Below are 20221 nucleotides of genomic sequence, written 5' to 3' on the forward strand. Positions count from 1 at the left end.
CTGTATAAGCATTTAATCTATATGTACTCACTTTAATTGTAGTTTATCATTAAATCAATGCAAGATTCTATATAAAATTATTTCTTCATCAATAATCGTTCTTTTGACAGTACATGAATCAGACTTTTCTTCACTTCATGGAAGTTCATCTGCTTAGTAGGCTGCCGGGCTATTACAACAATATCATACTCCGGTTTCATGCGACTTTCCAGTTCATGCAGGCTTTGACGCAAATAGCGTTTTATCCGGTTTCGTGTTACTGCATTGCCGATTTTTTTCCCTACTGAAAGCCCAACCCGAAAATGGCTCTGGTCCACCTTCTTCATATAATAGATGACCAGCTGGCGATTCGCAAAAGACTTTCCATGCTTAAATACGTATTGAAATTGTTTATTATCCTTTATACGGAAAATCTTCTTCATCACTATCACCTTAAAATTGCTGATTTCACATTCAATATAAGCAGATGACATACACTTCACTTCTAGCAAAAGTACAACATCTGCCTAGAAAAAAGACCACTGAGATCTTTTCAGTGGCCTATGCAGACAATACTTTTCTTCCTTTGCGACGACGACGAGCCAAAACTTTACGTCCGTTTTTTGTGCTCATACGTGCACGAAAGCCGTGTACCTTTTTACGTTTACGATTATTTGGTTGAAATGTTCTTTTCATTTATCTTGCACCTCCCTAAGGAATTAAAATCTATACTAAAAATGTTCCTTTTAGACAGTCTAGGTAATTATACGGAAAAAATGTAGCATCTGTCAACTTTATCACGAATTTTTTTATCCACAGTCCATTGTTGTTTCATTTTTTCGCCTAAATTTCTATCCACAACAATTATCGACAATATAATCACAAAATATAGTGTTGTTGATAGCTTTTGTCTACAACTGGTGGAAATTGTGGATAACTGTCGAAAATGCATTGCAACAATTGATTTTATTTGGTATTATTATTGTGTTTTAACATGTGGAAAAAGATCTCGTCCGAACATTTTATCCACAAATTGTGGATAGTCTGTGGACAGTTGTTCACACATCTGTTTAAACACTTATCAACAAAACTGTGGATTTCGTATATAACTACAACAATTTCTTTACATGCCTGCGTTTTTTATCCACATCCAAAAAAATAACAATCATGTAAATTACATCGTAATACCTTTCCATCTTTCAAACTATCAATGAAGGATTGAGAGAGGTTTTTTCTATCACTTATACCAAATGAAAGGGGTGAATTATGTTGGAAAACATCAATGAGCTTTGGACAGCGGCCTTGGAAAAAATAGAAGAAAAAATCAGCAAACCAAGCTTCGATACATGGCTCAAAAATACAAAAGCCGAATCGTTACAAGGAGATACACTGATTGTTTCAGCTCCCAATGAGTTTGCACGTGATTGGCTGGAAGGAAGATACACACAGCTGATTAACGAAATATTGACAGAAATTACCGGATCCAACCTGTCCACCCAATTCATTATTCCGGAAACCCAGGAACAGTCGGAAGATATAAAAGCACCGCCTAAAAAGATTCATACATTGAATGGCAATGACGGTTCAAACGCCTCCAAAACGATGCTGAATTCCAAGTACACATTCGATACATTTGTTATTGGATCAGGTAACCGATTTGCACATGCAGCTTCACTTGCAGTTGCCGAAGCACCGGCTAAAGCATATAACCCGCTGTTTATCTATGGGGGTGTAGGACTCGGTAAAACACACCTGATGCATGCAATCGGACACTACATTCGAGACCACAATCCAGAGGCAAACGTGGTCTATTTATCATCCGAAAAGTTCACAAATGAATTTATTAACTCCATCATGGATAATAAAGCTGCCAATTTTCGAAATAAGTACCGGAATGTCGATATTCTTCTAATTGATGATATTCAATTTCTCGCTGGGAAAGAACAAACACAGGAAGAATTTTTCCATACGTTCAATACATTACATGAAGAAAATAAACAGATTATTATTTCCAGTGATCGTCCGCCAAAAGAAATACCAACCTTGGAAGACCGGTTACGTTCACGATTCGAATGGGGTCTTATAACAGACATTACACCACCGGATCTGGAAACAAGGACAGCCATTTTGCGAAAAAAAGCAAAAGCGGAAGGACTGGATATTCCAAATGAAGTAATGCTTTATATTGCCAATCAAATTGATACCAACATCCGGGAACTTGAAGGTGCACTGATACGGATTGTTGCTTATTCATCACTGGTTAATCAGGATATTGATGCACAACTTGCTGCGGATGCACTGAAAGATATCATACCAAGCAATAAGCCTCGTACCATTACAATCAACCGGATTCAGGAAACAGTTGGAGAGAAATACAATGTAAAACTGGAAGATATGCTCGCCAAAAAACGAACGAAAACAATCGCTTTTCCGCGGCAGATTGCTATGTATTTATCAAGGGAAATGACCGATTTCTCACTGCCAAAAATAGGAGAAGAATTTGGAGGACGTGATCACACAACCGTCATTCATGCGCATGAAAAAATCACGAAAATGATGGAAAATGATACGCTTCTGCACAAAGATATTGAAGAAATTAAGGAACAATTAAAGTCGTTCTGATTTATCCTCTTGTGATTAATGTGAATAAAAGGACCAAACTTATAAACAGTCTATCCACATGTGAATAACTTTTGTTTAAATGCATTTATGGAGTTATCCACATAATCACAGTCCTTATTACTATTATTACTATATTTTATAAATAAAAGATAACTATATGTGCGAAAAAAGGAGAATAAATTCAATGAAATTTATTATTCAGCGTGATCAATTAATTTCCAGTGTTCAAGATGTCATGAAAGCTATCTCATCCAGAACCGCAATTCCAATATTAACGGGAATGAAAATTGAAGCGACCGCTAATGGCATTAAATTAACTGGCAGTGATTCAGACATCTCTATCGAATCATTTATCCCTGCTGAGGAAGATGGAATTGTCAATGCGGAACAAATTGAACCAGGAAGTATTGTTATTCAAGCACGTTACTTTCCTGATATTGTCCGCAAATTGCCTGAAAAAACAGTTGAAATCGAAACAGATTCAAATCTGAATGTAACAATTCGTTCCGGGAAAGCTGAATTTAATTTGAATGGACAAGATGCTGAAGAATATCCACAGCTGCCGAATCTGCAAAGTGAAAATAGTTTTGAATTACAGACAGATCTTTTAAAAAGTTTAATTAAACAAACGGTATTCGCCGTTTCTACAATGGAAACACGGCCGATTCTTACAGGTGTTCATATAAAACTGGAAAACAGTACGTTAAGTTTTACAGCAACAGACAGTCACCGGCTTGCTGCACGCGAATTACCGATACAGGAATCAAATGGTGATCTTTCAAGTGTTGTTGTACCGGGAAAAAGCTTAAATGAGTTATATAAAATCTTGGATGATACAGAAGAAAAAATAGAAATAAGTGTTACAAACAATCAAATTCTTTTTCAGACGAAACATTTAAATTTCCTGTCAAGATTGCTTGATGGCAATTATCCGGAAACGTCAAGACTTATTCCGGATCAAAGCAAAACGACAATTCATGTGAAAACGAAGGAACTGATTCATACAATTGACCGTGCTTCACTGCTTGCTAAGGAAGATCGAAATAACGTGGTCCGGCTGGCAACAAAAGGTACTTCGCTTTTGGAAATTACCAGTAATTCTCCAGAAGTAGGACAGGTTGCGGAAGAAATTTCTGTTCAATCGGTTGAGGGAGAAGAATTAAAAATATCATTCAGTTCCAAATACATGCTGGATGCATTAAAGGCAATTGAATATGATGATGTAAAAATTGAATTCACCGGTGCCATGCGCCCATTCATCATAAAACCGGAAAATGACGATTCAGTACTGCAATTAATACTGCCTGTCCGGACGTATTAAAATTTCTTTTTAGTGGTTCTCCGGCCAACGCCGGTGGAATATACTCGCTTTCCGCGGGCAAGTGCCGAGCCTCCTCAGCTCGTCCCTCGCCTGCGGGGTCTCGCCTAGCTTGTTCTTCCCGCAGGAGTCTCGCATATTCCACCGGCTAGTTTAGTGGTTTCAAGATTTGTTATGAAGGCCAATATCTATTTTGATATTAAGCTATAGTGCACAATACCCAGCGTAGGAAAAACACGAAGACTCCTGCGGGAAAGCGAAGACGATGAGACCCCGCAGTGAGTGGTTTTCTCACGAGGAGGCTCATCGCGAGCCCGCGGAAAGCGAAGTGTTTTTCCGGAGCGGTGGCATAGATTTTTTTATAAATTAATTAATCTTTTAGAAACAGCAAATAATATAAAGAGCTCTTATCAATGCGATAAGAGCTTTTCTAATCGCTTAAACAGTATTTCCTTCCCATAAGTCCAAAACTTTAGTAAAATAGATAGAAGGTACTTAAATAGTGTTAGATTAAATTTCTTCAAAAAATTTGGTGATGGATCATGCACGAAGAAGTAAAAATAAATACGGACTTTATTACACTTGGACAATTTATTAAATTGATCAATATTCTGGAATCCGGCGGAATGGTTAAAGCATTTTTACAAGACCAGGGAGCGCTGGTTAACGGTGAATTGGAACATCGCCGCGGCAGAAAACTTTATCCGGAAGATATTGTTGAAATTGAAAATGCCGGATCTTTCATTGTTTCCAAGGATTAATTTTGGTGATTTTTCATGCACATTGAACAATTAAAATTAAAAAACTACCGCAATTACACGGAGCTCGAATTAACCTTTGACGATAAAATCAATGTCATTATCGGTGAAAATGCACAAGGCAAAACAAACCTTATGGAAGCAATCTACCTGCTTGCCTTTACCAAATCACACCGGACGACAAGGGAGAAAGAGCTGATTCAATGGGAAGCAGATTATGCTAAAATAGAAGGCAGAATAACAAAACGCAGTCAGTCGTTCCCGCTTGAAATTGTCCTTTCAGGCAAAGGGAAAAAGGCAAAGTTAAATCGAATTGAACAAAAACGCCTCAGTGATTATATTGGCACACTGAATGTAGTTATGTTCGCACCGGAGGATTTGACTTTGGTAAAAGGTCCACCGCAAATTCGAAGACGATTTATCGATATGGAACTTGGTCAAATTCAGCCTAAATATATTTATCACCTTGGTCAATTTCAAAAAATATTGAAGCAGCGCAATCATTTTTTAAAACAACTTCAGCGTAATTACCAGACTGATCGTACAATGCTTGATGTTCTGACGGAGCAGTTGGTTGAACATGCTGCAACACTGCTTGAGCGCAGATTTATATTTTTGGAATTGCTCCGTAAATGGGCTGCTCCCATTCATCATGGAATCAGCCGGGAATTAGAAAATCTCGAAATAACGTATGCTCCTACGATTGACGTATCGGAAGACGCTGAAAAGGGAACAATAGAGAGTATCTATCGCAATCAGTTTCAAGAAATACAAGAAAAAGAGATTGAACGTGGTACAACCCTGATTGGTCCGCATCGTGATGACCTTATTTTTCATGTTAACGGAAAAAATGTACAAACGTATGGATCACAGGGGCAACAGCGGACAGCAGCACTGTCTGTAAAGCTTGCGGAAATAGAATTGATTTTCAATGAAGTCGGTGAATACCCGGTTTTGCTTTTGGATGATGTGCTGAGTGAACTGGATGATTTTCGGCAATCCCATTTGCTGAATACAATCCAGGGAAAAGTACAAACGTTTGTATCTACTACAAGTGTCAAGGGAATTAATCATGAAACACTGAAAGATGCTGAACTGTTCCGGGTGGAAAATGGGCAAGTATTTACATAGACGTGGAGGAATACGATGTTTATTCACATTGGCAATGATAACGTTGTTCAATCGAAGGATGTCATTACAATTATCGATCGCAATGTTGTGTCATCCTCAACGATTATGGAAGAAATGATGGACAATATGGGCCGGCAGGAAAAAGTCTATGGTCCAACCGAAAAAGCTAAATCAGTTGTGATAACAAATGATCAAATATATTTTAGCTCATTATCTGTTCCGACTTTAAAGAAAAGGGCCAGTATGATTTCTACAATCAGTAAACTGGAAGATTTTTCGGATGAACTGGAAGAAGAATAAAGATTTACCCACAAAGAAACGTAGGTGAAATGAATGTCAGAGGAAAACGTAACAAACGAACATGCGTACAATGCTGATCAGATTCAAGTACTTGAAGGATTGGAAGCTGTCCGGAAAAGACCGGGCATGTATATCGGTTCGACAAGTGAACGAGGACTGCATCATCTTGTATGGGAAATTGTTGACAACAGTATTGATGAGGCGCTGGCAGGCTACTGTGATCACATTCAGGTCATCATTGAAAAGGACAATAGTATTACAGTAAAAGATAATGGACGCGGGATTCCGGTCGGCATCCAGAAAAAAACCGGTAAACCTGCATTGGAAGTCATTATGACCGTTCTTCATGCCGGCGGTAAATTTGGCGGCGGCGGTTATAAGGTTTCCGGTGGTCTGCACGGAGTTGGGGCTTCTGTCGTCAACGCACTTTCCAGCAATTTGGAGGTATATGTCCACTTGGATGGAAAAATACACTTTTTAAGTTTTGAAAAAGGTGTTCCACAGGGCAGTATCGAAGTAATCGGAGAAACTGATATTACAGGAACGGTTACGCATTTTCAGCCTGATCCGGAAATTTTCACGGAAACAACAACGTATGATTTTGAACGATTGGAACAGCGTGTGCGTGAACTGGCATTTTTAAATAAGGGAATTACAATAACAATTGAGGATAAGCGGACTGATGAAGAGCCAATTAATTATTGTTACGAAGGCGGAATCAGCTCGTATGTGGAGTACATTAACCATACACGGGAAGTGCTGCATGAACCATTTTATGCTGAAACGGAAGAACAGCAAATTACGGTGGAAGTAGCTATTCAGTATAACGATGGATTTGCCAGCAATATTTTTTCCTATGCGAACAATATTCATACGATTGAAGGCGGCACACATGAATCCGGCTTTAAAACCGGTTTAACACGTGTAATTAATGATTACGCCAGAAAAAATAATATGTTTAAAGAAAATGATCCGAATCTTACGGGCGACGACGTTCGTGAAGGCCTGACCGCTGTTGTTTCCATCAAGCATCCGGATCCGCAATTTGAAGGACAGACAAAAACCAAACTCGGCAACAGTGAGGTTCGGACGGTAACTGATTCAGCCTTCAGCGAATCTTTTTCCAAATTTTTATTTGAAAATCCGGATGTTGCCAAAATCATTGTTGAGAAAGGTCTAATGGCTTCGCGGGCGCGCATGGCAGCCAAAAAGGCACGTGAATTGACCCGCAGAAAAAGCGCATTGGAGGTTTCCAATTTACCTGGTAAACTGGCTGATTGTTCATCCAAGAATGCGGAAATCAGCGAGTTGTACATTGTTGAGGGTGACTCAGCCGGCGGTTCAGCAAAACAAGGCCGGGATCGCCACTTTCAGGCAATTCTTCCATTGCGCGGAAAGATATTGAACGTTGAAAAAGCACGATTGGATAAAACTTTATCAAACAATGAAGTGCGCGCTATGATTACAGCACTTGGAACCGGAATTGGCGAAGATTTTGATCTGTCAAAAGCCCGATATCATAAAATTGTCATTATGACAGATGCCGATGTTGACGGTGCTCATATACGTACATTACTTTTGACATTTTTCTATCGTTATATGCGCCCATTGCTTGAACAAGGGTATGTCTATATCGCACAGCCGCCGCTTTATAAAGTACAGCAGGGAAAGACGGCTCACTATGTTTATAATGATAAGGCATTGGACGATTTACTTGAGGAACTGCCAAAAACACCGAAGCCCGGACTGCAGCGCTACAAAGGCCTCGGTGAAATGAATGCAACACAACTTTGGGAAACCACGATGGATCCGGAATCAAGAACATTGCTTCAGGTCCATTTAACAGATGCAATTGAAGCTGATCAGATCTTTGATATGCTAATGGGCGATAAAGTGGAGCCGCGCCGAAACTTTATTCAGGAAAATGCCCAATATGTACAAAATCTGGACGTATAAATAGTTTTTTGAACGGCGGCTGTTATAAACGGCCGACTGCGGAATATACCATCATACGACAGCTGTGAAGTATGTTTATATATATAATTGGCGCTATTTACGCGCTACGCTTTTTCCTATGATTTGGAGGTAATTTGAATGGCGGATCAACAACGTCCGAGCGTTAAAGAAATAAATATAAGCAAGGAAATGCGCACATCGTTTTTGGATTATGCGATGAGTGTCATTGTATCACGTGCTCTTCCGGATGTTCGTGATGGAATGAAGCCGGTACACCGCAGAATTTTATATGCCATGAATGACCTTGGAATGCATGCAGATAAAGCATATAAAAAATCTGCACGTATTGTCGGAGAGGTCATCGGTAAGTATCATCCGCATGGCGATTCAGCTGTTTATGAAGCAATGGTGCGGATGGCACAGGATTTCAGCTACCGTAATATGCTTGTTGACGGGCATGGGAACTTTGGTTCAGTTGACGGTGATTCGGCTGCTGCAATGCGTTATACCGAGGCACGCATGTCCAAGATTTCTATGGAATTGCTGCGTGATATCAATAAAGATACAATCGATTATCAGGATAACTACGACGGAACGGAACGGGAACCAGTCGTATTTCCTGCGCGCTTTCCAAATCTGCTTGTCAATGGGACATCAGGTATTGCCGTTGGTATGGCCACCAATATCCCACCACATAATCTGGGAGAAACCATTGATGCCGTTTTGGCAATAAGCAGAAATCCGGAAATTACAATTGACGAGCTGATGGAAGCGTATATTCACGGACCGGATTTTCCAACAGCTGGACAAATCCTTGGCAGGAGCGGAATCCGGAAAGCATACGAAACAGGTAAGGGCTCCATCACCATTCGAGCCAAAACCAATATTGAAGAACATGCCAATGGAAAAGCAACCATTATCGCGACGGAACTGCCGTATCAGGTTAATAAGGCAAAATTGATTGAAAAAATTGCCGAGCTTGTCCGAGATAAACGGATTGATGGCATTACTGACCTGCGGGATGAATCGGACCGCACGGGACTTCGTGTTGTAATTGAACTGCGCCGTGATGTCAATCCAAATGTTGTCCTGAACAATTTATATAAATATACGGCACTGCAAACGACCTTTGGCATTAATATGCTCGCCCTTGTGGATGGCAGGCCGAAAGTGTTATCCGTAAAACAGTGTCTTGAATATTATCTGGAACATCAGAAAGAAATTATTAAACGGCGTACTGCCTTTGAGTTGCGCAAGGCAGAAGCCCGCGCGCATATTTTGGAAGGCTTGCGAATTGCGCTTGATCATCTTGATGAAGTGATTGATTTGATCCGCAGTTCCCAAACAACTGATATTGCACGCGATGGTCTGATGGAACGTTTCGGTCTGTCCGAAAAACAGGCACAGGCCATTTTGGATATGCGCCTGCAGCGTCTGACAGGTTTGGAACGGGAAAAAATTGAAAGTGAATATAATGATCTCGTGAAGCTGATTGAAGAACTGAAGGCAATTTTGGCCAGTGAAGAAAAGGTCCTGGAAATTATCCGGGACGAGCTGACAGACATTAAGGAAAAATATAGTGATCCACGCCGTACGGAAATTGTTGTCGGCGGTGCAGACTTTATTGAGGATGAGGATTTGATTCCGGTTGAAAATATCGTAATCACATTGACCCATCAAGGATATATAAAGCGTCTGCCTGCTTCAACATATCGTACTCAAAAACGCGGCGGACGCGGAATTCAGGGGATGGGTACAAACGAGGATGACTTTGTCGAACACCTTGTTTCAACGTCTACACATGATACAATTCTTTTCTTCACGAACAAAGGAAAGGTTTATCGGGCAAAAGGGTATGAAGTTCCTGAATTTAGCCGAACGGCAAAAGGAATTCCAATCATCAATCTGCTGCAGATTGAAAAAGGTGAATGGATTAATGCGGTTATTTCCGTTAATGAATTCAGTGAAGATTGGTATTTGTTCTTTACAACGAAACACGGTATTTCCAAACGAACGCAGCTGTCCAATTTTGCCAACATCCGTAAAGGCGGCCTGATTGCAGTTGGACTGCGTGAGGAAGATGAACTGATTTCGGTTCGTATGACAGATGGTACGAAGGATATTATGATTGGTACCAGAAATGGTTATCTGATCCGTTTTCCGGAAGACCAGGTACGTTCCATGGGCAGAACGGCCGCCGGCGTCCGAGGAATTACACTGCGGGGCGAAGATGAAGTAATCTCCATGGAAATTCTTGAGGAAGGCTTGCAAGTGCTCCATGTGACGAATAAAGGGATTGGAAAACGAACACCGGAAGACCAATACCGGATTACCAACCGAGGCGGCAAGGGAATTTTCACTTGTAAGCTTGCCGATACAGATCATGTGGCAGCCATTAAAGCTGTAAATGGTGAAGAAGATATTATGCTTATTACGGTTGCCGGTGTATTGATTCGTATACCAGTTTCCGGAATTTCACAAACAGGCAGAAACACGATGGGTGTAAAGCTGATCAGGCTGCATGAAGATGAAGAAGTTGCTACAGTTGCAAAAGTGGAACCGGAAGAGGAAGAAGATCCGGAAGAAGCAGATGCTGAAAATGACGAAGCAGCTGAAACGGAAGACGACGAATCCTAATTTTATAATATAGTGCGTTAAGATGGTGACACCCGGGACATGGTCAATGTGGTGTCACCTTTTTATATGGAATTTTCAAAAAGGAGGAGCGTTGCTTATGGAGAAATATGAAGAAAAGGCAAAGATAGAATTAATACAATGGCGGAAGAAAATTTCCAAAAAATCATCCATGTTCAATCAACTGGCAAAAAAAGCGCAAAATAAGATCAATGAAAAAATACCTGAAAAGGCGCACCGAATTATAACCGAGAGCATTAAAAAGATGGTGCAGGCAACATTGATTGGATCGGAGTATACTGTTAAGGCTCCGGAAAGCTCTCCTTCGACATTGGAAGATATAGAAAAACTTGTTTTGGCAAAAAAGGATGTATATAAGCGGACAGCTGCTGCTGAAGGTGCGGGCACAGGTGCCGGCGGAATATTTCTGGGACTTGCGGATTTTCCGCTCCTTCTGTCAATTAAGATGCGTTTCTTATTTGAAACGGCATCACTGTATGGCTATGATATAAAAAAATACGAGGAACGCCTGTTTATCCTTTATGTTTTCCAACTGGCTTTTTCCAGTGACAGCCACCGGGAAAAGACAATTGATACAATCGAGCACTGGCAGCGGGAAAAAGATAAACTCACTAAGCTTGACTGGCATGTTTTTCAGCAGGAATACAGGGATTATATTGATTTTGTAAAAATGCTGCAGCTTGTCCCGGGAATTGGTGCCGTTATTGGTGCTTATGCAAATTACAATTTACTTGATCACCTTGGTGAAACGGCGATGAATTGTTATCGGATCCGTTATTTTCTTGGGGATCGTTTAAATTGATGCACCAAGTCATTTCCAAGCGAAAGCGGTACTTTTTCTGCTGAAATTTGTAAAAAACGTTTGATAAACGGAAAATCAATTTCGGCCTTTGCATTTAGAAGTTCCCCCCACCATTCTGTCTCATAACGGCTGATCATACTTAAGTTATAGAGCACAAGATAATGCACCAGGGTCTCAGGGAACGGAAGAAAATGATTTCTGTCTTTTGGAAAGTAAATTTCCCCTTTGCTGTTTTGAAAGAACGGTCCGGTGGAATCCGAAACAGGCTTCGACAATTCGACATTTAGCTTACCGGAATGAACAGTTACAGCGGTGATTTCCGGCAAATGTTTGCCGACCCGCTTCACAAAGGCGTGTTCAGTAAGCATATAACTATCCAGCAGATCCAACGGAAAAAACATGCTGGTTGCATCTTTTTTTCCAACAGGGACAAGCCTTTCTTCATTCGTGTAGGCAAATAACGGGTTGATCTCGGGAATAAGGGAAAGCAATTCCTCCATTTTAATTTTTTCAAACGGAATTGTATCCATGTTGTACAAATGTTTTGCGATATAAGTAAACAAGCCTTTGTGCTGTGTTTTTACTTCATCTGACATAAATGTATAGTTTTTTTTCTTACGTTTCCTGGTGGAGACACCATGTGCCAAAATGGATGTCGATTCCGGATAATCCGGCCGTTTTGTTAACAGACATGCTTTAAATAAATGGGATGCCCCATAAAATAATAAAACCGGCCGAAGTAGCAAATCCATTTCCATTGCTTGCTCAATAAAACGGATTCCGTGTTCTGCATAATACATAAAAGCGTTAGCGTTTTTGTAACTTTTTGCTTCTGCATCGGCAACGTTTTGTTGTTGATAACAATGGCATAAATAGTCAAATGCTGTCTCTTGTGATTGGACATATGTAAAAAATAATGAAATATCTTCTTTTTTCATCCTTTTCCCCCTTTTCTGTTCAAATATTTTGAATCTAATTTCTTTTTTTGTGAGCTGGCAATCCTGTTGAAAAAGCGCGGTTGTTGGCGTATTGTATATAACAATAGAAACAAGTATAGTTTGACCCAAATCTTGATTTATAGTCATTTTGACAATATATAATAATCGATAGGAGGAGGAAATATGCGCGAAGATAAATTTGCCAAAGAAGGTTTGACGTTTGATGATGTATTGCTGATGCCTGCTGAATCTGAGGTTCTTCCAAAGGATGTAAAAATCAGCACAGCCCTGTCCGACAAAATTAAATTGAATGCTCCATTCATCAGTGCCGGAATGGATACCGTAACAGAGGCTGATATGGCTATTGCAATGGCTCGTCAGGGAGGTCTCGGCATTATTCACAAAAATATGTCGATTGAGGACCAGGCTGAACAGGTGGATAAGGTGAAACGCTCAGAAAGCGGTGTTATTACTAATCCGTTCTTCCTGACACCGGAGCATCAGGTTTATGATGCTGAACATCTGATGGGGAAATTCCGCATTTCAGGTGTTCCGATCGTTAATAATATTGACGAACAAATTTTGGTAGGTATTCTAACAAATCGCGATCTTCGGTTTGTACAGGATTATTCCATCTCGATTACAGAAGTGATGACCAGCGAAAACCTTGTGACTGCTCCTGTCGGTACCACATTGGATGAGGCGGAGAAGCTGTTGCAGCAGCACAAAATCGAAAAACTCCCGCTTGTTGATGATAATGGTATGTTAAAAGGATTAATTACAATTAAAGATATTGAGAAAGTGATTGAATTTCCAAATGCAGCAAAGGATGGACAGGGAAGATTGCTTGCTGGAGCTGCGGTTGGCGTTACAGGTGATGCACTGAAACGAATTGAAAAATTAATCGATGCCGGTGTGGACGCAATTGTAATTGATACAGCACATGGACATTCCAAAGGTGTTTTGGAACAGGTACGGCTTGTACGTGAGAAATATCCTGATTTGGATATCATTGCTGGAAATGTCGCGACTGCAGAAGCAACCGAAGCATTGATTGAAGCGGGAGTATCCACCGTTAAAGTCGGCATTGGACCTGGTTCCATCTGTACAACACGTGTCGTTGCGGGAGTTGGTGTACCACAAATTACAGCTGTTTATGATTGTGTTCAGGCAGCTGAGAAACACGGTGTAGCAGTTATTGCTGATGGCGGCATCAAATATTCCGGTGATATTGTGAAAGCTCTGGCAGCCGGTGCAAGTGCTGTTATGCTTGGCAGCATGTTCGCAGGCGTAACGGAAAGCCCCGGCGAAACGGAAATTTTCCAGGGAAGACAATATAAAGTATACCGCGGAATGGGATCAGTTGGTGCCATGAAGGCTGGATCAAAGGATCGTTACTTTCAGGATTCAGAAGACGCCAAAAAATTAGTTCCTGAAGGTATTGAAGGACGTACAGCATACAAAGGGCCACTGGCAGATACCGTTCATCAGCTGGCTGGCGGATTGCGTGCAGGTATGGGCTATTGCGGAACCCCAACAGTTGATGCATTGCGGCATGATGCACGCTTTATCAGAATAACGAATGCCGGATTACGGGAAAGTCATCCACATGATGTGCAAATTACGAAAGAGGCACCGAATTATTCCTTTTAATTGCGCAGCGGAATAAATTCGTTCGACAAAACTGTCGGATTCGCCCAACTATATTACAGCTTGATCAAAAAAAATACATTTGTTTAAAAATTTTCATAGATGGGGATCATTCCCTGTCTATTTTTTCATTCTCTTTTATGGTAAAATATCAGGGTGCTTCCTATTTTTAATAGAAAGTATTAATATAATTCATTCATGTTGGAGGTTAAAGAAAGTGAAACATAAGCTACAAAAAGGATTGTCATTTTTACTGATAGCGTTGGTAATGATGACTACAGTAATTGCACAGCCGTTTTCTGCAAAAGCAGCGGGGTCGTTAAACATAGAAGCGGAATCAGCTATTTTGGTTGATGCTGAATCGGGAAAGATTGTATACTCTAAAAATCCTGATATTAAACTGCCTCCAGCAAGTATGACGAAAATGATGAGTGAATATCTTGTATTGGAAGCTATTAAATCCGGTAAAATCGACTGGGATACAACGACACAGGTCAGTAATTATGCATACAGCATTTCGGCTGACTCCACCTTCTCAGGTATTGGATTGACAAAAGGGAAACCGTATAAGGTAAAAGAATTGTATAAAGCAATGGCCATTTTTTCCGATAATGGTGCTACAATTGCACTGGCAGAACTTGTAGCAGGTTCTGAAGGCAATTTTGTCAAAATGATGAATAAAACAGCAAAAGAAATGGGTCTTCCAGATTATAAATTTGTAAATTCCACTGGACTTTCCAATAAGTGGCTTGGTGATAATGTTCCAGAAGGCACTGATCCTAATGCGAATAATTTATTATCTGCACGTTCAGCAGCACTTCTTGCATTTAATCTGATAAAAGACCATCCGGAAGCGTTGGACTATACAAGCATGATTGAAACAAAATTTGAAGGCTATAAAGTGGAGAACCTGAACTGGATGCTTCCACATAAGGCTACATATTTGAAACAGTTCCATTACAAAGGGGTGGACGGTTTAAAAACCGGCTATACCGATCTGGCAGGGTATTGTTTTACCGGTACTGTCGAGCGAAACGGACAGCGTTTTATCTCAGTAGTGATGAAAACGAAAAGTAAAGCTGAACGTTTTCAGGAAACGGAAAAACTGTATGAATATGCATTCAGCAATTTCGAATCCAAAAAGCTTTTTTCAAAGGGTTATCAGTTGAAGGATAAATCAACAATTCCTGTTTCAAAAGGGAAAAAGGACACTGTGGAAATTGCAACAAAAGAGGCATTCAAAGCACCTGTCAAAAAAGGTGAAAAAAAGAAATACGGCATCAAATACCATATTGATAAAGATAAATTGAATAAAGATGGGGAGCTTGCTGCCCCGATTAAAAAAGGCGAAAAAATCGGAACTGCTGAACTTGTTTATAAGGGTGATGCAGACTATGGTTATATCTTCCCTGGCGATGATAAACAAACTGTTGCATTAGTCGCACAGGATTCCGTAGAAAAAGATAATTGGTTCATGCTTACATTAGGATCTATTGGTAATTTCTTTTCCGATTTATTCGGTTCCATCGTGGATACCGTAAAAGGCTGGTTCTAATTTAATCACAGTAAAATATACCACAGGGAGGAAGCAAGATGACAAATACAGGAACAGACCGCGTAAAACGCGGCATGGCTGAAATGCAAAAAGGCGGCGTTATTATGGACGTTGTCAATGCCGAGCAGGCAAAAATTGCTGAACAAGCAGGAGCTGTAGCCGTAATGGCTTTGGAACGGGTTCCATCTGATATTCGTGCGGCCGGCGGGGTGGCACGCATGGCAAGTCCGGAAATTACAGAGGAAGTCTTAAATGCTGTATCCATACCTGTTATGGCTAAAGCACGCATTGGTCATATTGTTGAAGCCCGTGTGCTTGAAGCAATGGGTGTTGACTATATTGATGAAAGTGAAGTGCTGACACCAGCAGATGAAGAATTTCATCTCAAAAAGTCAGATTACACTGTACCGTTTGTTTGCGGATGCCGTAATCTTGGTGAGGCAGCACGCCGAATCGGTGAAGGTGCGTCCATGCTCCGTACAAAAGGGGAGCCTGGTACCGGAAATATCGTAGAGGCGGTTCGCCATATGCGCCAGGTGCAATCTGAAATCAGGAAGTTGACGTCCATGTCTGATGATGAGGTCATGACGTTTGCAAAAGAAATTGGTGCACCGTACAATCTTTTAATGGAAATTAAAACAGAGGGTCGTCTGCCTGTAGTCAATTTTGCGGCCGGTGGTGTTGCAACACCCGCTGATGCTGCTTTAATGATGCAGTTGGGAGCTGATGGTGTATTTGTCGGTTCCGGTATTTTTAAATCAAATAATCCGGAAAAGTTTGCGAAGGCAATTGTGGAAGCAACAACACATTATACGGATTACAAATTGATCGGTGAGCTTTCCAAAGGCTTGGGTACCGCAATGAAAGGTATTGAAATGAGTACATTGGAAGCACATGATCGTATGCAGGATCGCAGCGAGTAGAAAGAAGGAATTCCGATGACTACAATAGGAGTACTAGCATTACAAGGGGCAGTGCGTGAACATATTCGTTCGATTGAGGAAACTGGTGCCCAGGGAATAGAAGTGAAGCGAAAAGAGCAGTTCAATGAAATCGATGGTCTGATTCTTCCCGGCGGAGAGAGTACCACGATGCGCAGACTGATTGACAGTTACGACTTTTTCGATGCGATCCGGGACTTCGGAAAACAGGGAAAGCCTGTTTTTGGAACATGTGCCGGTTTGATTTTAATGGCAAATGAGATTGCAGGACAGGAAAATGCTCATTTAGGCTTAATGGATATGAAAGTTGCCCGTAATGCATTTGGAAGACAAGTCGCCAGTTTTGAAGCGGACATGTCAGTAAAGCGTATTGGGGAACATGTTAACGCAGTGTTTATCCGGGCACCTTATATCGTTGAAGCAGGATCTGATGTGGATATTCTTGCAACATATCAGAACCATATTGTAGCAGCACAACATGATAATTATTTGTGCACGGCGTTCCATCCGGAATTAACGGATGATAATCGTTTTATGGAATATTTTGTTCAAATGGTGGAACAATCTTTACAAATAGTTGCATCTTAACCCGCAATTGGGTATGATATACAGTAATATATGAACAGTATTGCGAGGAACCAGTACCTGGAATGCTTATCCAAGAGAGTCGGTGGCAGGTGTAAACCGATATGGGCATTGCGGTGAATCCATCCTCAAACTGGTTTGCTGAACCATGCAGTAGGCGAACCCGGTTAAAAACCGTTATGTGATTTAAGCCGGAAAAGTTTATCTTTTCAATTAGGGTGGCAACGCGGGAATAACACTCTCGTCCCTGTTTTATACAGGGACGGGATTTTTTTATTTTTATTAGCAAACAACCATCATAAAAGGAGGAATTAATCATGTTGGATATGAAGTATTTACGCAACAACTTCGAATTAGTTAAGGAAAAATTAGCCCATCGCGGGGAAGACCTGTCCGAATTGGATAAATTCGGAGAGCTTGATGAGCATCGCCGCAGATTGATTGCGGAGACAGAGAAATTGAAGGCGAAACGAAATGAAGCTTCTAAACAAATTTCGGTTTTGAAAAAGGAGAAAAAGGATGCTGAGCCTGCTATCAACGAAATGCGGGAAGTGGGTCAGCAAATTTCAGACTTGGATCGGGAATTGAAGGAAATTGAAGAGAAATTGAATCATATGATGCTTTCCATTCCGAATATCCCGCATGAATCCGTGCCGATTGGTGAGGATGAAGATGATAATATAGTCGCTCGCACATGGGGGGAGGTCCCGGCATTTGATTTTGAGGCAAAACCGCATTGGGATATTGCAGCTGATCTTGATATTATTGATTTTGAACGGGCTGCAAAGGTTACCGGAAGCCGGTTTGTCTTTTATAAAGGACTTGGCACCCGATTGGAACGTGCCTTAATCAGTTTCATGATGGATCTGCATGCTGACGAACATGGCTATACAGAGATGATGCCGCCGCAGATCGTCAATCGTGCCAGCTTAACTGGAACTGGCCAGCTGCCTAAATTTGCAGAAGATGTTTTCAAATTGGAGGAATGGGATTATTTCCTGATTCCGACAGCCGAGGTACCAGTGACGAATTTCCATCGTGATGAGATTCTTGCCAATGATGAACTTCCGAAGCAATATGCGGCATACAGTGCCAATTTCCGTTCTGAAGCAGGTTCTGCCGGACGGGACACACGTGGTCTAATACGCCAGCACCAATTCAATAAAGTAGAGCTGGTCCATTTTGTAAAACCGGAAGACTCTTACCAGACGTTAGAGGTATTGACCGGTCATGCTGAAAAAGTACTGCAGCTTTTAAAACTGCCATACCGTGTAATGAGTATGTGTACAGGTGATTTAGGATTCACAGCTGCCAAAAAATACGATATTGAAGTCTGGATACCGAATCAGGAAACATACCGTGAAATTTCTTCTTGCTCTAATTTTGAAGACTTTCAGGCAAGACGTGCCGGTATTCGCTTCCGACGCGAAGATAAAGGCAAGCCGGAATTCGTTCACACGCTGAATGGATCCGGTCTGGCTGTCGGCCGTACAGTGGCTGCCATTTTGGAAAATTATCAGCAGGAAGATGGCTCTGTTGTTGTACCGGAAATACTACAGCCGTACATGGGCGGCAAACAAGTAATTAAATAAAAAATGGATTATCGGGCCACGTGGTGTGGTCCGATGTCTTTTTTTTGTTCTGGTAAAATTTTTTTGGAAATATGTTTGACAATGCATGTACTGCATGATATATTAATTCTTGTCGCATACGGAGGTATACCCAAGTCTGGCTGAAGGGATCGGTCTTGAAAACCGACAGGCGGGTCAAACCGCGCGGGGGTTCGAATCCCTCTACCTCCTCCATTTAATAAAAAGCGCATAAATTGGAGATAGTAAAAATCGTTGCATGTGCAGCGGTTTTTTTAATTTTGATGACGGAATTGCTGTTACAATGGGCTGCAAAATAAAAAATTACATATTTCTCTTTTCTCTTGAAAAAAATACATTCATTTGGGATGATATATGGAATACTCTCGGTGCACGCTCGTTACCATAATGACTTAAAGGAGGTAATACATATGGATAAAAAAGTCGCTTTTATTGGAGCAGGATCGATGGCTGAGGCGGTAATTTCCGGGATTGTACAAGCGGAAATCCTGCAAAAAGAAAAGATTGTTGTGACGAACAGAAGCAATAAAGAACGAATTGACAGGCTGGAGCGCCGTTATGATATACAAAGTATCCAGGATAAAGAAAAAGTCGCAGCGGATGCTGATATTGTTATTTTGGCGACAAAACCGTATGATTTGGCAGCAGCAGTGGAATCTATTAAGGAATACTTGAATCAAAATCAGCTGATTATTTCTGTTATTGCGGGAATATCAACCGATGATATTACTGCATTAATTGGCAATAATGCCCCTGTTATTCGGGCGATGCCAAACACTTCCGCTTCTATCGGTTTCTCGGCAACCGCTTTATCTGCGGGGAAATTTGCCGGTGATGAGCATTTACTTGAAGCAAAAGCATTGTTTGAAACGATTGGTACGACGGTAATTGTTGATGAGGCGGATATGCATACAGTGACAGGTATTTCCGGAAGCGGACCGGCATATTTATATTATTTTGTCGAAGCGATGGAAAAAGCAGCGGTGGAATCCGGATTGAATAAAACAACAGCATTGGAACTGATTTCCCAGACTCTTGTTGGGGCGGGGGAAATGCTGAAACAGTCCGGTGAAACTGCAACATCTTTACGAGAAAAAGTAACAAGCCCGGGCGGCACAACTCAAGCCGGATTGGAGGCCCTTGCAGCCGGTGATTTTCAAAAGACTGTTCAGGAATGTGTAAAACAGGCAAGGAAACGATCCATCGAGCTGGGTGAAAAGAAATAATTAATGATATAGAAGGAAAAACGCCTCTGATAGCTTCTAAAGTCAGGGCGTTTTTTGTATATAAATCGCGTTGGTGATTCAGCATATTTCAAGTAATCGCTATCATTTGGAAGTTATCAGCAAGAAATAAAGGAATATATCTAATTTAATGCCCTCAGGAAGTCATAAGAGCCTATCTATGCTTAAATAACATCT

Annotated in this window: 17 protein-coding genes, 1 tRNA gene and 1 other annotated feature; of the genes, 15 read left to right on the forward strand and 3 right to left on the reverse strand. The window is 41.0% G+C overall.

Annotated features, from left to right (window positions below; all coding sequences use genetic code 11):
- Positions 1–77: 77 nt before the first annotated feature.
- Positions 78–422 carry a ribonuclease P protein component gene (rnpA, locus tag B1K71_RS19115; RefSeq protein ID WP_077330394.1) on the reverse strand — a complete coding sequence of 115 codons (345 nt, stop codon included), beginning with the start codon at positions 420–422 and terminating at the stop codon, positions 78–80.
- Between the two features lie 118 nt (positions 423–540).
- Positions 541–675, reverse strand: coding sequence for a 50S ribosomal protein L34 (rpmH, locus tag B1K71_RS19120; protein WP_010094630.1), 135 nt, complete (start codon positions 673–675; stop codon positions 541–543).
- A gap of 573 nt (positions 676–1248) precedes the next feature.
- Between rpmH and dnaA the strand changes: the two genes are divergently transcribed.
- The 8 genes from dnaA to B1K71_RS19160 all read left to right on the forward strand — a co-directional run bounded on the left by dnaA (position 1249) and on the right by B1K71_RS19160 (position 11521).
- Complete coding sequence (gene dnaA / locus B1K71_RS19125) at positions 1249–2601, forward strand: chromosomal replication initiator protein DnaA (RefSeq protein WP_077330396.1); 1353 nt, start codon at positions 1249–1251, stop codon at positions 2599–2601.
- Positions 2602–2785: 184 nt separating this feature from the next.
- A complete protein-coding gene (gene dnaN, locus B1K71_RS19130) occupies positions 2786–3922 on the forward strand; it encodes a DNA polymerase III subunit beta (protein WP_077329835.1) in 1137 nt (378 codons plus the stop codon).
- A 539-nt stretch (positions 3923–4461) separates the two neighbouring features.
- A complete protein-coding gene (yaaA, locus tag B1K71_RS19135; RefSeq protein WP_077329837.1) occupies positions 4462–4680 on the forward strand; it encodes a S4 domain-containing protein YaaA in 219 nt (72 codons plus the stop codon).
- A 15-nt stretch (positions 4681–4695) separates the two neighbouring features.
- The gene (gene recF / locus B1K71_RS19140; RefSeq protein WP_077329839.1) at positions 4696–5808 is read left to right on the forward strand and encodes a DNA replication/repair protein RecF; all 1113 of its coding nucleotides are present in this window, start codon (positions 4696–4698) and stop codon (positions 5806–5808) included.
- Positions 5809–5823: 15 nt separating this feature from the next.
- Positions 5824–6108, forward strand: coding sequence for an extracellular matrix regulator RemB (remB, locus tag B1K71_RS19145; protein WP_077329841.1), 285 nt, complete (start codon positions 5824–5826; stop codon positions 6106–6108).
- Positions 6109–6141: 33 nt separating this feature from the next.
- Positions 6142–8064, forward strand: a complete 1923-nt coding sequence (gyrB, locus tag B1K71_RS19150; protein WP_077329843.1) for a DNA topoisomerase (ATP-hydrolyzing) subunit B — start codon at positions 6142–6144, stop codon at positions 8062–8064.
- A 138-nt stretch (positions 8065–8202) separates the two neighbouring features.
- Positions 8203–10701 (forward strand): DNA gyrase subunit A, encoded by a 2499-nt coding sequence (gene gyrA / locus B1K71_RS19155; RefSeq protein WP_077329845.1) that lies wholly within the window; start codon positions 8203–8205, stop codon positions 10699–10701.
- A 97-nt stretch (positions 10702–10798) separates the two neighbouring features.
- Positions 10799–11521 carry an EcsC family protein gene (locus tag B1K71_RS19160; protein ID WP_077329847.1) on the forward strand — a complete coding sequence of 241 codons (723 nt, stop codon included), beginning with the start codon at positions 10799–10801 and terminating at the stop codon, positions 11519–11521.
- Here the strand turns inward: B1K71_RS19160 and B1K71_RS19165 are convergent.
- Entirely contained in the window at positions 11494–12459 is a 966-nt protein-coding gene (locus B1K71_RS19165) for a YaaC family protein (protein ID WP_077329849.1), read from the reverse strand. The two genes, B1K71_RS19160 and B1K71_RS19165, sit on opposite strands and share 28 nt — an antisense overlap.
- A 183-nt stretch (positions 12460–12642) precedes the next feature.
- Between B1K71_RS19165 and guaB the strand changes: the two genes are divergently transcribed.
- From guaB to proC, 7 genes are all read left to right on the forward strand, one after another.
- Positions 12643–14112, forward strand: coding sequence for an IMP dehydrogenase (gene guaB, locus B1K71_RS19170; RefSeq protein ID WP_077329851.1), 1470 nt, complete (start codon positions 12643–12645; stop codon positions 14110–14112).
- Positions 14113–14326: 214 nt separating this feature from the next.
- A complete protein-coding gene (locus tag B1K71_RS19175; protein WP_077329853.1) occupies positions 14327–15664 on the forward strand; it encodes a D-alanyl-D-alanine carboxypeptidase family protein in 1338 nt (445 codons plus the stop codon).
- 38 nt (positions 15665–15702) lie between these two features.
- Entirely contained in the window at positions 15703–16587 is an 885-nt protein-coding gene (pdxS, locus tag B1K71_RS19180) for a pyridoxal 5'-phosphate synthase lyase subunit PdxS (protein ID WP_077329855.1), read from the forward strand.
- Between the two features lie 15 nt (positions 16588–16602).
- Positions 16603–17193, forward strand: a complete 591-nt coding sequence (gene pdxT / locus B1K71_RS19185; RefSeq protein ID WP_077329857.1) for a pyridoxal 5'-phosphate synthase glutaminase subunit PdxT — start codon at positions 16603–16605, stop codon at positions 17191–17193.
- 31 nt (positions 17194–17224) lie between these two features.
- Positions 17225–17442, forward strand: a binding site (T-box leader).
- Positions 17443–17507: 65 nt separating this feature from the next.
- Positions 17508–18782: a serine--tRNA ligase gene (gene serS / locus B1K71_RS19190; RefSeq protein ID WP_077329859.1), complete on the forward strand. Its 1275-nt coding sequence runs from the start codon at positions 17508–17510 to the stop codon at positions 18780–18782.
- Between the two features lie 120 nt (positions 18783–18902).
- Positions 18903–18995 (forward strand) — tRNA-Ser (locus B1K71_RS19195).
- A 215-nt stretch (positions 18996–19210) separates the two neighbouring features.
- Entirely contained in the window at positions 19211–20026 is an 816-nt protein-coding gene (proC, locus tag B1K71_RS19200) for a pyrroline-5-carboxylate reductase (protein WP_077329861.1), read from the forward strand.
- Positions 20027–20221: the final 195 nt, after the last annotated feature.

Origin of the sequence: Virgibacillus siamensis, assembly GCF_900162695.1 — a bacterium.
GTDB classification, from domain to species: domain Bacteria; phylum Bacillota; class Bacilli; order Bacillales; family Amphibacillaceae; genus Lentibacillus; species Lentibacillus siamensis_A.

Bases quoted from the DNA above. Each gene is read 5' to 3' on its own strand.
- rnpA (WP_077330394.1), bottom strand. From the start codon at position 422: ATGAAGAAGATTTTCCGTATAAAGGATAATAAACAATTTCAATACGTA.
- rpmH (WP_010094630.1), bottom strand. From the start codon at position 675: ATGAAAAGAACATTTCAACCAAATAATCGTAAACGTAAAAAGGTACAC.
- dnaN (WP_077329835.1), top strand. From the start codon at position 2,786: ATGAAATTTATTATTCAGCGTGATCAATTAATTTCCAGTGTTCAAGAT.
- yaaA (WP_077329837.1), top strand. From the start codon at position 4,462: ATGCACGAAGAAGTAAAAATAAATACGGACTTTATTACACTTGGACAA.
- recF (WP_077329839.1), top strand. From the start codon at position 4,696: ATGCACATTGAACAATTAAAATTAAAAAACTACCGCAATTACACGGAG.
- remB (WP_077329841.1), top strand. From the start codon at position 5,824: ATGTTTATTCACATTGGCAATGATAACGTTGTTCAATCGAAGGATGTC.
- gyrB (WP_077329843.1), top strand. From the start codon at position 6,142: ATGTCAGAGGAAAACGTAACAAACGAACATGCGTACAATGCTGATCAG.
- gyrA (WP_077329845.1), top strand. From the start codon at position 8,203: ATGGCGGATCAACAACGTCCGAGCGTTAAAGAAATAAATATAAGCAAG.
- B1K71_RS19160 (WP_077329847.1), top strand. From the start codon at position 10,799: ATGGAGAAATATGAAGAAAAGGCAAAGATAGAATTAATACAATGGCGG.
- B1K71_RS19165 (WP_077329849.1), bottom strand. From the start codon at position 12,459: ATGAAAAAAGAAGATATTTCATTATTTTTTACATATGTCCAATCACAA.
- guaB (WP_077329851.1), top strand. From the start codon at position 12,643: ATGCGCGAAGATAAATTTGCCAAAGAAGGTTTGACGTTTGATGATGTA.
- pdxS (WP_077329855.1), top strand. From the start codon at position 15,703: ATGACAAATACAGGAACAGACCGCGTAAAACGCGGCATGGCTGAAATG.
- pdxT (WP_077329857.1), top strand. From the start codon at position 16,603: ATGACTACAATAGGAGTACTAGCATTACAAGGGGCAGTGCGTGAACAT.
- serS (WP_077329859.1), top strand. From the start codon at position 17,508: ATGTTGGATATGAAGTATTTACGCAACAACTTCGAATTAGTTAAGGAA.
- proC (WP_077329861.1), top strand. From the start codon at position 19,211: ATGGATAAAAAAGTCGCTTTTATTGGAGCAGGATCGATGGCTGAGGCG.